Origin of the sequence: Vreelandella malpeensis (assembly GCF_020622355.1) — a bacterium.
Lineage (GTDB): Bacteria > Pseudomonadota > Gammaproteobacteria > Pseudomonadales > Halomonadaceae > Vreelandella > Vreelandella malpeensis.
In genome coordinates, this window is the sequence record NZ_WHVL01000002.1 from 317,388 (window position 1) to 328,648 (window position 11,261).

10 protein-coding genes are annotated in these 11,261 nt (G+C 62.6%); 7 read left to right on the forward strand and 3 right to left on the reverse strand.

The genetic code is table 11. From position 1 onward, the window contains the following. The first annotated feature begins 83 nt into the window (after positions 1 to 83). From GEV37_RS06820 to GEV37_RS06830, 3 genes are read left to right on the forward strand one after another with little or no spacing between them, the layout of a single operon-like run. Positions 84 to 1,265 carry a PQQ-dependent sugar dehydrogenase gene (locus tag GEV37_RS06820; protein WP_227389478.1) on the forward strand — a complete coding sequence of 394 codons (1,182 nt, stop codon included), beginning with the start codon at positions 84 to 86 and terminating at the stop codon, positions 1,263 to 1,265. 37 nt (positions 1,266 to 1,302) lie between these two features. Continuing rightward, a complete protein-coding gene (locus GEV37_RS06825; protein WP_227389479.1) occupies positions 1,303 to 2,748 on the forward strand; it encodes a sensor histidine kinase in 1,446 nt (481 codons plus the stop codon). Between the two features lie 10 nt (positions 2,749 to 2,758). After that, a complete protein-coding gene (locus GEV37_RS06830) occupies positions 2,759 to 4,165 on the forward strand; it encodes a sigma-54-dependent transcriptional regulator (RefSeq protein WP_227389480.1) in 1,407 nt (468 codons plus the stop codon). 90 nt (positions 4,166 to 4,255) lie between these two features. Here GEV37_RS06830 and GEV37_RS06835 read toward each other — a convergent pair whose 3' ends face one another. Beyond that, on the reverse strand, positions 4,256 to 4,450 hold the full coding sequence (locus tag GEV37_RS06835) for a hypothetical protein (RefSeq protein WP_227389481.1): 195 nt from the start codon (positions 4,448 to 4,450) through the stop codon (positions 4,256 to 4,258). 242 nt (positions 4,451 to 4,692) lie between these two features. Continuing rightward, on the reverse strand, positions 4,693 to 5,124 hold the full coding sequence (locus GEV37_RS06840) for a hypothetical protein (RefSeq protein ID WP_227389482.1): 432 nt from the start codon (positions 5,122 to 5,124) through the stop codon (positions 4,693 to 4,695). Positions 5,125 to 5,563: 439 nt separating this feature from the next. On the opposite strand from GEV37_RS06840, the gene GEV37_RS06845 reads away from it, so the two are divergent. The 4 genes from GEV37_RS06845 (at position 5,564) to GEV37_RS06860 (ending at position 10,453) form a co-directional block, all read left to right on the forward strand. After that, positions 5,564 to 6,769 (forward strand): quaternary amine ABC transporter ATP-binding protein, encoded by a 1,206-nt coding sequence (locus GEV37_RS06845; protein ID WP_227389483.1) that lies wholly within the window; start codon positions 5,564 to 5,566, stop codon positions 6,767 to 6,769. Next, positions 6,769 to 7,599: an ABC transporter permease gene (locus GEV37_RS06850; RefSeq protein WP_227389484.1), complete on the forward strand. Its 831-nt coding sequence runs from the start codon at positions 6,769 to 6,771 to the stop codon at positions 7,597 to 7,599. The genes GEV37_RS06845 and GEV37_RS06850 overlap by 1 nt, the downstream gene beginning before the upstream one ends. A 158-nt stretch (positions 7,600 to 7,757) precedes the next feature. Then, positions 7,758 to 8,624 carry a glycine betaine ABC transporter substrate-binding protein gene (locus GEV37_RS06855; protein ID WP_227389485.1) on the forward strand — a complete coding sequence of 289 codons (867 nt, stop codon included), beginning with the start codon at positions 7,758 to 7,760 and terminating at the stop codon, positions 8,622 to 8,624. Positions 8,625 to 8,812: 188 nt separating this feature from the next. Continuing rightward, a complete protein-coding gene (locus GEV37_RS06860; protein WP_227389486.1) occupies positions 8,813 to 10,453 on the forward strand; it encodes a BCCT family transporter in 1,641 nt (546 codons plus the stop codon). Positions 10,454 to 10,525: 72 nt separating this feature from the next. Here GEV37_RS06860 and GEV37_RS06865 read toward each other — a convergent pair whose 3' ends face one another. Continuing rightward, a complete protein-coding gene (locus tag GEV37_RS06865) occupies positions 10,526 to 11,251 on the reverse strand; it encodes a 3'-5' exonuclease (protein WP_227389768.1) in 726 nt (241 codons plus the stop codon). Between the last annotated feature and the right edge of the window lie 10 nt (positions 11,252 to 11,261).

Genomic DNA, 11,261 nt, shown 5'->3' on the forward strand with positions numbered 1-11,261 from the left:
CGTGGTGGAACCTACCCGGCCGAGGGTAGTCACTGCTAAGTTGACGACAACTATCGACAAAGACCCGTTCGGAGACTCCCGTCATGCCCGCAGCCACGACCCTTTGCTCGACCCTGACACGCCCGTGCTTCGCCCCTCGCCGCCAAGGCCTTGCGCTGGTCGGCGGCCTGCTGCTGGCCGCTGGCGCCAGCGCCGAGACGATTGTCGACCGGGTGGAGAGTGAAGCAGCCACTTTCTCGATCGAGCGCGTGGCAAGCGGGCTGCAGCGCCCCTGGGCGGTCGCCTTGCTGCCGGACGGGCGCTATCTGGTCAGCGAGCGCGCCGGCCGGCTCAAGCTCATCGAGGCGTCCGGTCGTGATGTGAGCGTGCTCGAGGGGCTGCCCGAGGTCAGCGGCCACGGCCAGGGCGGGCTTCTCGATGTGGTGCTCCATCCCGCCTTCGGCGACGGCGAGCATGACTGGATCTACTTCACCTGGAGCAAGCCCGATGGCGGCAATACCCGTACCGCGCTCTCCCGGGTACGCTTCGAAGGTGAGGCGCTTGGCGATGCGGAGCTTCTGTTCGAGCAGGATCGCGCCTCCGGGCCGGGGCGCCACTACGGCTCGCGACTGGCTTGGCTTGGCGATGGCACGCTGCTGATGAGCGTGGGCGATCGGGGATCCAACCCTGGCCGCGCCCAGGATGGCGGCGATCACGCGGGCTCCACTTTGCGCCTGACCGAAACCGGCGAGGCGCCGAACGACAACCCTTTCGCAGGCGAGCCGGGGACACTCGACGAGATCTATTCGCTCGGCAATCGCAACATCCAGGGCATGGTGGTACGCGACAACGGCGAGGCCTGGGTCTCCGAGCACGGCCCGCTCACCGGCGACGAGCTGAACCTGATCGAGGCCGGACACAACTACGGCTGGCCGGAGGTGACGCTGGGCAACGACTACGCCACCAACGAGCCGATCGGCGCGACTTCCCTGCCCGGCATGACCGACCCGGCTCACGATTTCCAGGGGCGCTTCGCCCCTTCGGGGCTGGCCGAAGTGAGCGGCGAGCGTTTCCCGGCCTGGCAGGGTAATCTATTGGCCGGCGGGCTCGCCAGCGAGCAGCTGATGCGCTTCGTCATCGACGAGGGCCGGGTGATGGCCCACGAGCGCCTGCTCCAAGGCGAGCTTGGCCGGATTCGCGACGTGCGCCAGGGCGGGAACGGCGACATTTACCTGCTGACCGATGCCGACGAGGGCGCCCTCTACCGCCTGAGTCCCGTGGAGTGAGTCACCACGCTCTCGTTTCATTGATCATGGATACCCGATGCGCCTACGCAACTTAATGATTCTCACGGTTATCGTGCCGCTGTTCGTCGCCTTGGTGGTGTTCAGCTTCGTGGCCATCAAGGCGCTGGAGGACAACGTTCGCTCCAAGCTCGAGACCGAAGTGGAGATCATCACCCGGGCGCTGAGCACCTCCTTGAGCTATGCGGTGGCTCGTGACAGCGCCGCGCCGCTCGAGGAGGCTTTGCAGTCGGCGTTCTCGTTTCATCGCATCTACGGCGCCTACGTGTTCGACGTGCAGGGCCGCGAGATCTACGGGCTGGGGCTTGGCAAGAACCTGTTCAGCCCTGCGGAAATCCAGAGCGTCATCGAGCGCGATGACCTTTACAGCAACTATCGCCAGCTCGATGGCTGGACCTACTACTCGGCGCTGATCCCGCTGCGTACCCAGGATGGCAACGTCTACGGGGTGCTGCAGGTCAATCGGCTCAATACCGGTATCGAAAACTATACCGGGTTCATCAGTATCGTCGCCGTGCTGGTGTTCATCATCGGTGCCGGTGGCATCGTGCTGAGCATCTGGTGGGGCTTTCGGCGCTACATCGAACGGCCGTTGAACCGTCTGCTGCGTGTTATGCTGCTGGTGGAAGACGGCGACCGCAGCCAGCGGGCAAGCGTCGAGGGGCCGGTGGAGTATCGCCGTCTGGCTTCCGGCTTGAACGGCATGCTCGATGCCATGGCCGAGAAGGATCGCGACATCGACGCTCGCCGTCGGCGCGAGATCGAGCTCGAGAAGCGCCTGCGCAAGTCCAAGAAGCTCGCCGAGCTCGGCGTGCTCGCCGCGGGCGTGGCCCACGAGATCGGCGCGCCCTTGACGGTGATCAATGGCCAGGCCCAGCGCCTGGCAAGGCGCGACGTGATCGGCGACGACGAGCGCGCCCGCCTTGGCCGCATCCGCGGCGAGGTCGAGCGCATCGTCGAGATCGTGCGCCAGCTCATGGAGCTTGGCCGCCAGCACAACGTCGAGAAGGGCCGCCAGTCGCTCGATCATCTGGTCGCAAGCGCAGGCGAGCTGGTCGAGGAGGAGCTCGAACCACGCGGCATCCAGCTCGAGGTCGAGCTGCCCACACCAGCGCTCGAGGTGATGGTCAACGGCCAGCAGATCGTGCAAGTCCTCACCAACCTGCTGCGCAACGCCGCCCAGGCCCCGGACGTGCACGTGATCAAGGTACGCGCCGAGCGTGAGGGTAGCGAAATCACCTTGTGCGTGGAGGACGACGGTCCGGGCATTCCGGCATCGCACCACCACCAGGTGTTCGATCCGTTCTTCACCACCAAGCCCGTGGGCCAAGGCAGCGGCCTGGGGCTTTCGATGGTACACCGCATCATCAATGATCACGGCGGGACGATTGGCGTGTTCGACAGCGCCCTGGGGGGAGCGGGGTTCGAGATCACCCTCCCCTTGAGTGAAACCGCATCCGCTTGAGGAAAACGCTTTGACCGATCAGGAACATCTTTTACCGCTACTGGTCGTCGAGGACGACCCCGCCATTCGCGAACTTCTCGAAGAGGAGCTTCATGATGCCGGCTACGCCACCCTCGGCGTCTCCAGCGCCGAGGAGGCCATCGCGCTTTTGAGCCATACGGCGGTCTCGATGATGATCACCGACGTGCGCCTGCCTGGGATGACCGGTATCCAGCTGCTCCAGCAGCTTCGCCAGGAGGGCTCGGAGCTCGGGATCATCGTGATTACCGCCTTCGGTACCATCGACCAGGCCGTCGAGGCGCTGAAGCTCGGTGCCGACGACTTCCTCACCAAGCCGCTGGATCTCGACGCCATTCGCGAGGCGGTGTTTCGCGTGCTGGAGCGCCAGCGCCTGGCGCTCTCCCACGATGACGAGCTCCATCACTTCCACGGTATCGTCGGCAAGAGCCCGACCATGCAGGCACTTTTCCATGACGCCTCGCGCCTGGCCAAGAGCAGCGCACCGATCCTGATCCTCGGCGAAAGCGGCACAGGCAAGGAGTTGCTCGCCCGGGCCATTCACCTGGAGAGCCCGCGTCACGAGGCGCCTTTCGTGCCAGTCAACTGCGCCAGCATTCCTGCGGACCTGATGGAAAGCGAGTTCTTCGGTCACGTGAAGGGTGCCTTCACCGGCGCCAACGAAGCGCGCAAGGGCCTTTTCCAGAGTGCTCAGGGTGGTAGCCTGTTTCTCGACGAGATCGGCGAAATGCCGATCAATCTGCAGGCCAAGCTGCTGCGCGCCCTGCAGGAGAAAACGGTGCGCCCGGTGGGCGGTGAGCGCGAGGAGCCGGTGGATGTGCGCATCATCGCCGCCACCCACAGGAACCTCGAAAAGGAGATCGAGGAGCAGAACTTTCGAAGCGACCTCTTCTACCGCCTGGAGACCTTTTCGCTGCGGATACCGCCGCTTCGCGAGCGCGGAAGCGACATCGAGCACCTGGTCTTCGCGTTGATCGACAAGCACGCCGACGCTCAAGGCAAGCAGATCGAGCAGATCGAGCCCGAGGCACTCAACACCCTGTTGAGCTACTCCTACCCAGGCAACGTGCGCGAGCTCGAGAACGCCGTGATGCGTGCGGTGACCCTGAGCGAGGAAGGCGTTCTGCAACACGGCGACCTGCCGGAGCGACTGCGCGATCATGTCAGCACCCAGGCCAGCGCCGAGCTCATGCCAGCGCTTAGCGGTGAAGTGCTGGCCGGCACCCAGGCGCCGGCGCCGGCACCCGCGCGCTGGCCAAGCCTTGAAGAGGTCGAAAAGCGCTACATCAAGAAGGTGCTCGAGGCGACTGGAGGCAACAAACGCCGCACCGCAGAGGTTCTGGGTATTGCCCGCCGCACGCTCTATCGCCGCCTGGAAGACGACAACGAACAGCCTTGAAAATCAGGTGAAAAGTGAAAAAGAGGGCCGGGAAGCAGTGCTTCCCGGCCCTCTTTTTCACTGACTGCCCAGCGCGCAAGAGCGCCTTGCCTAGATGTCGTCGCTCGGAGTTTCGCCGGCGTCGTCGTTGGACATCGGGCCGGTTCCCATGGGCTGTTCTTCCTCGGGGGCGGCATCCGGATTGGGCGGGTCGTCGTTTCCGCAGCCGGCGAGCGCAAGCGCGCCGAAAGCCATCATCACGCTGAGCAGCAGCGCTTTGAAACGCTTGTTGCGTTGGTCACCCATGTCGTTCTCCTTGACGTTGTGGTCACGATCCATGCAGCGAATTGCCATGATCAAGCCTATTCAACGTAGTGCGCTGAGCACCGATTTACCAGCGGGATCGACGTCGCCAATGGACTCGGCGTATCTACAAGGCAAAAAAACCCCCGCAAGGGTGCGGGGGAAATGGTGATAGACCGTGTGGAGCAGCCGCAGGGAACAGACAGCTGGCCCGATCTATCACCGTAGGGAGCGGGGTGAATCGATCAGTTCGTGGTGGTTTCTTCGTCATCTGCATCGCCCGGCGCTGAACCCGGCATCGGCTCGGTACCATCCCCGAATCCTGGATTCTCTTCCGGATCTTCGGCTGTGGTCATGCCCGGCTCACCGCCTGGCATCGGTTCCTGCGAGGTCGCCGCGTCATCTTCAAGGCCCGGATCGCTCATGGCGGGATCGGACGGGGCGGGATCGGACGGGGCGGGATCGGACGGGGCGGGTTCGGTCATGGCGGGATCATCGTTCAGGGCAGGCTCGTCCATGGAGCCACTCTGCTCCATGGTTTCCGGCTGCTGAGCGGGCGGCAGCTCGTCTTCGTCGTCGTTGCCGCAACCAGCCAGTGTGAGCGAGGTCACGGTAGCCAACATGCCCAGCGCGATGAGATGTTTACGCTTGAACGTCGGTTTGTCTTGCTTATCCATAAGACCTGCCTCCTTTAGGTTCATTGAACGTCTCGAGATGCGCCTGCCTGGCTTGTTGGGCCACTCCGTGGCCATTTCTCAAGATCATAAAAGTCGAATAAATGCATTCACTTCTCGCGCCAAAAACTTTAAAAAACAAATAATAAAATATAAAAACAACGACTTATAAAATAAGTCGCACTGACGTCGATTTAACCTACGCTATATCGGAAGGGGATAGAAATGACACATGTAACGTTGGCTCACTACGTTGTCCAGGGGCGTTGTGACACATAGGCCAGCTTCATGTATAATAATTGGTAATAAATTCAGCGCTTATTGCTAATTTCTAATTATTTAACTGCAGTGATGTGCCCTTCCACGCCTCTCTTAACGGGCAAGCCTGGTCGTGGACGCTGAAAGGACTGCAACAAGATTATTCAACCATAAGGTTTCATCGATGGAAGAAACACGTCCTGTCAAGATTCAGGTACGCGGCTTGAGCAAGGTGTTCGGCAAGCAACCCAAGAGGGCCCTAGAACTACGTGACCAAGGGCTCAAACGCCCCGAAATTCTCGAAAAGACCGGCCAGACCCTTGGCCTTTCCAATATCTCCTTCGATGTCTACGAAGGAGAGCTTCTGGTCATCATGGGGTTGTCGGGTTCGGGCAAGTCAACGCTGATTCGCTGCCTTAACCGACTGATCGATTCCACCGAAGGCGACATCGTCATCGACGGGGAAAACATTCCCACCCTGGGCGAAAAGGCATTGCTGGAGTGTCGCCGGCGCCATTTCTCGATGGTTTTTCAAAATTTCGCTCTGTTCCCCCATCGTACGGTTCAGCAAAATGCTGAGTTCGGCCTCGAGATTCGCGGCATTGACAAGGCCAAGCGGCGCGAGATCGCCCACGGTGCCCTGCAACAGGTGGGTCTGGGCGGCTGGGAAGATGCCTACCCCAATCAGCTTTCCGGCGGCATGCAGCAGCGCGTGGGCCTTGCACGGGCACTGGCCAACGATGCGAGCGTGTTGCTGATGGACGAAGCGTTCTCGGCACTCGACCCCTTGATTCGCAAGGACATGCAGCAGGAGCTTCTGCAACTTCAGACCCGCATGCAGAAGACTACCGTCTTCATCACCCACGACCTGGACGAAGCGCTCTCCATCGGGGATCGCATCGTGCTGCTCAAGGATGGCGAAGTGGTTCAGATCGGCACGCCCGAGGAGATTCTCACCCAACCGGCCGACGACTACGTGCGCCGCTTCATCGAAGGGGTGGATCGCGCACGTATCCTGACCGCCGAAAGCGCCATGCGCCCGGTACGCACCAGCGCCCGCGACAGCGACGGTCCGCGCACCGCGCTGCACCGCATGCGCGACTACAGCCTGGATTCCATCTACGTGACCGACCGCGACCGCCGCCTGCTCGGCCTGCTGGAGGCGGATGCCGCCAGCCGCGCCATCGAGGAGCGCGCCGACAAGCTCACCGCCTATCTGACCCAGGATTTTCGTCGCGTATCGCCGGAGGAGCCGCTTCAGAACCTGTTCGCCATGTTCAGCGAAAAGAGCTACCCCATTGCCGTGGTGGATGACGAACAGCGCCTGCTGGGCGTCGTCGTCAAGGGCGCGGTATTGCACGAACTGGCACGAGCAGGAGAAGAGCACTGATGGATATCCCACGCATCCCCCTGGGCAGCTGGATCGAGAGCGGCCTGCGCTGGCTGACCAGCGAGTATTCGGTCGTCACCCGGGGCATTTCCCGGTTCACCCAGAGCGGCATCGACGGCTTGAACGATGGCTTGATGTGGCTACCCGACTGGGCGCTGATGGCGTTGATCGCCCTATTGTGCTGGCGCCTGGCGAGCGTTCGCCTGGCGATCGGCGCCGTGGCGGGTCTGGCTCTGATCTGGAACCTGGGCCTCTGGAACCCGATGATCGAGACCCTGACGCTGGTGGTGATCGCCACCCTGGTCGCGGTGGTGATCGCGCTTCCGATCGGCATCGTCGCGGCGCTCTCCGAGCGCCTCTATCGGGTGATCATGCCGGTGCTCGACTTCATGCAGACCATGCCGGCCTTCGTCTACCTGATTCCGGCCATTCCGTTCTTCGGTATCGGGGCGGTATCGGCGATCTTCGCCACCGTGATCTTCTCCATGCCGCCGGCGATCCGTTTCACGACCCTCGGTATTCGCCAGGTGCCGACGGAGCTGATCGAGGCCGCCGACGCCTATGGCGCTACTCGCGGCCAGAAGCTCTTCAAGGTGCAGCTGCCGCTGTCGCTGCCTACCGTGATGGCGGGGATCAACCAGACCATCATGCTGGCGCTCTCGATGGTCGTGATCGCCGCGATGATCGGCGCCGACGGGCTGGGCAGCGAAGTGTGGCGCGCCATCCAGCGCCTGCGCCCCGGCGATGGCTTCGAGGCTGGCATCGCGGTAGTCATTCTGGCCATGCTGCTCGACCGTTTGACCCAGTCGCTGCGCAAGTCGCGCCGTTGACGAACATGCGGGCTCGAGAAGACGCTTGAGCGGTACACGCGTCGCACGAGCCGTCATGTCCGGCAAGCGCCAGGCGGTTTCGGCCGCCGTGCTTGTCGCACCACGAGGCCTCGGCCTTGATTCATAAGAGTGTCAATCACCAACAAGGGAAACATCACATGAAAACACGTATCCAAGCGTCGATTCGCCTCGCTTCTCTCGGCTTGCTCGCCACGACTGGTCTCGCCGGCGGCTTCGCTCAAGCCCAGGACAAGGGCACGGTCAACCTCGCCTACGTCGAATGGTCCTCGGAAGTGGCGTCCACCAACGTGGTGGCCGCCGTGCTCGAGCAGGCCGGCTTCGACGTGAACCTGACTTCGCTCTCGGCGGCGGCCATGTTCCAGGCGCTCTCCACCGGTGATGCCGACGCGATCGTTGCGGCCTGGCTGCCCACTACCCACGCCGAGTACATGGAGCGCATCGGTGACAGCGTCGAGGACCTGGGACCGAACCTGGACGGCACCAAGCTCGGCCTGGTGGTGCCCGCCTACACCGAGGTGGACTCCATTGCCGATCTCAACGACAACGCGGCGCTGTTCGACAGCGAGATCATCGGTATCGACCCGGGGGCGGGCCTGATGGGTCTGGCCGAGGAAGTCGTGGATACCTATGACCTCGATTTGCGTCTGCGCAGCGGCAGCGACGCCACCATGGTGGCCGCGCTTTCCAACGCGATCGACAACGAGGAAGACATCGTCGTGACCAGCTGGACGCCGCACTGGATGTTCGCGCGCTGGGACCTGAAGTATCTCGAGGACCCGGAGAACGTCTTCGGCGGCGCCGAGCAGATCCATACCGTGGTGCGCAGCGGTTTCGACGATGATATGCCTGAAGCCTATGCCATTCTCGATGCCTTCGAGTGGACGCCGGAGCAGATGGGCGAAGTGATGCTGATGAACCAGGAAGAAGGCAGCGACCCGCGCGAGAACGCCAGACAGTGGGTCGAGGAGAATCAGGATGTCGTCGAGCAGTGGATCGACGGTTGATGTCGAGCCCATCCAGCGCAGGATGAAGGCTCCCTGCGCACGGTTGTAATTATTTTGTACAGACCGAACAAAACTTGTACAAACCAGCAGCGACGTTTGCTATTTTTAACGCATGCGTGCCCGAGACTTGCCGACCCTGTCGACCGGCGGCAAGCCTCGGGCTTTCGTTTCAAAATGGAGAAGACCCAGTGGATAACGAGAAGTCCAACCACTCCCCGGATGAGCCGGTCGGCGAGGGAATCCCCTCCCCGGATGGTCCGGCCAACCTCATCGATACCGATTACGTCATCGGCCAGGACAACTTCACCCGCGAAGCCATGGGGTTCAAGCTCGATCTGCACGGCAAGGTATTCACGATCTCGGCGATCGTGGTATCACTGTTCGTCATCCTGACCCTGGCGCTGCAGGATGACATCGCCCACGTCTACGACAGCATCTTTGCGTTTCTGACCGGCAACCTGGCCTGGTTCTTCATGATGGCCGCTAACGTCTTCGTGATTCTCTGCCTGGGATTGATCGTCTCGCCATTAGGCAAGATCCGCATCGGTGGCGCCAACGCCAAGCCCGACTACACCTATACCGGCTGGTTCTCGATGCTGTTTGCCGCCGGCATGGGGATCGGTCTCATGTTCTTCGGCGTCAACGAGCCACTGACCCACTTCGGCACCTCCTTCGAGGGTGCCGCTGGCGCTCCGCTCGGCGGCGCCGAGGGTGACGCGGCGGCGGCGACGGCGCTGGGCATGGCGGCGACCATCTACCACTGGGGCCTGCACCCCTGGGCGATCTACGCCGTGGTGGCGCTGTCGCTGGCGCTGTTCTCCTTCAACAAGGGGCTGCCGCTCTCCATGCGTTCGGTGTTCTACCCGATCCTGGGCGAGCGGGTATGGGGCTGGCCGGGCCACGTGATCGACATTCTGGCGGTCTTCGCCACGCTGTTTGGCCTCGCGACCTCGCTGGGTCTCGGCGCGACCCAGGCAGCGGCGGGCCTGACCTACCTGTTCGGCGCGCCGGAAAGCGACGTGACCATGATCCTGTTGATCATTGGCATCACCATCATCGCGATCGGCTCGATCGTTGCCGGCGTCGACAAGGGCGTCCAGCTGCTTTCCAAGATCAACATCGCGCTGGCCGCAGCGCTGCTGTTCTTCGTGATTGGCGTGGGCCCGACCCTGTTCATCGCCACCGGCTTCTTCGAGAACCTCTACCACTACGCCATCAACTTGCCGGCACTTTCCAACCCCTTCGGCCGCGAAGACACCGGCTTCGTTCAGGGTTGGACCGCCTTCTACTGGGCGTGGTGGATCTCCTGGTCGCCCTATGTCGGCATGTTCATCGCACGAGTTTCGCGTGGCCGTACCGTACGTGAGTTCCTGATTTCGGTGCTCATCGTGCCAACGTTGGTCTCGGTATTGTGGATGACAGCCTTCGGTGGCACGGCGATCGACCAGTTCGTGAGCCAGGGCATCGACGCGGTACGCCAACAGGGGGTCGACCTGCAGCTGTTCGTGATGCTTGAGCAGTTGCCGCTGTCCCAGATCACCTCATTCCTCGGTATCGTGCTGGTGGTCGTGTTCTTCGTGACCTCTTCGGACTCCGGATCGCTGGTGATCGACTCCATCACGGCCGGCGGCAAGGTGGATGCGCCGAAGCCGCAGCGGGTCTTCTGGGCGCTGATCGAAGGGGCGATCGCCATCGCGCTGCTGCTCGGTGGCGGTCTGACGGCGCTGCAGAGCATGGCGGTGTCCACCGGCCTGCCCTTCACCCTCATCCTGCTGGTATCGTGCTACGCCATCGTCAAGGGTCTCATGAGCGAGCCCAAGGCGGTCTGAACCGCGCAGTAACCGAGACGGCAATACGAAAACGGGCAGCCCAGCTGCCCGTTTTTTATGTGTGCAAGAGTGTCAGCACCAGAAGCGCTCGAGTGGGGTCTCGGGACTGTAGTGATGCGCCACTTGAGCCTGGAAGAGCTCGGCGGTGGCCAGTGCGTCGACCAGGGCGTGATGCCCCTGGTAGCTCGGAAGCCCGTAGCGCTGGCGGCTCGCATCGAGGCGAATCGACACCGGCGGGCGCCCCAGCCAGCGGCGAAAGCGCGCCCACAGCGTCTGGCGGTGCAGGCGGGCCTCGAGCGACATCGTGTCGATCATGGGAAACAGTACGCCTTCGCCTCGACGAGCCTTGACGGCGGCGTCGAGAAACGGGCGCTCGATGTTGCGAAAATGCACCACCACCAGGCGTCCGGCCAGCTCCTCGAGTAGCGCTTCAAGAATGAGATCGAGATCCGGCGCGTGATCGACCTCGGAGTGGGTGATGTGATGGTAGGCGACGGAGCTCTCCTCCAGCGGCCGAGGCGGCTTGACCACCCAATAGCGCCGCGTGGCGAGGGGAATGCGCGCGAGCGTGAAATGGACGAGCCCGATGCTGACAATCGCGTGGCGCCGCTCGTCGAGCCCGGTGGTCTCCATGTCGAGCGCCACCATGGGCACGTCGGCGATAGGTGTGTCCGGGGCCGGCAGGCGCGCCTGGAAAAAGCGCGCGAGCATGTCATCCTGAGCGTGGTCGGCGCGACGCGCCAGATAGCCCGCCCAGTCGGTCTGCGTGATACGTTGGCGGGGACGTATTCCCTTCATCATGCTTTTC

What these genes read in the sequence shown, in the direction of transcription:
- GEV37_RS06855 (WP_227389485.1), top strand. Translation starts at nt 7,758, where the DNA reads ATGAAAACACGTATCCAAGCGTCGATTCGCCTCGCTTCTCTCGGCTTG.
- GEV37_RS06845 (WP_227389483.1), top strand. Translation starts at nt 5,564, where the DNA reads ATGGAAGAAACACGTCCTGTCAAGATTCAGGTACGCGGCTTGAGCAAG.
- GEV37_RS06865 (WP_227389768.1), bottom strand. Translation starts at nt 11,251, where the DNA reads ATGAAGGGAATACGTCCCCGCCAACGTATCACGCAGACCGACTGGGCG.
- GEV37_RS06820 (WP_227389478.1), top strand. Translation starts at nt 84, where the DNA reads ATGCCCGCAGCCACGACCCTTTGCTCGACCCTGACACGCCCGTGCTTC.
- GEV37_RS06850 (WP_227389484.1), top strand. Translation starts at nt 6,769, where the DNA reads ATGGATATCCCACGCATCCCCCTGGGCAGCTGGATCGAGAGCGGCCTG.
- GEV37_RS06840 (WP_227389482.1), bottom strand. Translation starts at nt 5,124, where the DNA reads ATGGATAAGCAAGACAAACCGACGTTCAAGCGTAAACATCTCATCGCG.
- GEV37_RS06835 (WP_227389481.1), bottom strand. Translation starts at nt 4,450, where the DNA reads ATGGGTGACCAACGCAACAAGCGTTTCAAAGCGCTGCTGCTCAGCGTG.
- GEV37_RS06825 (WP_227389479.1), top strand. Translation starts at nt 1,303, where the DNA reads ATGCGCCTACGCAACTTAATGATTCTCACGGTTATCGTGCCGCTGTTC.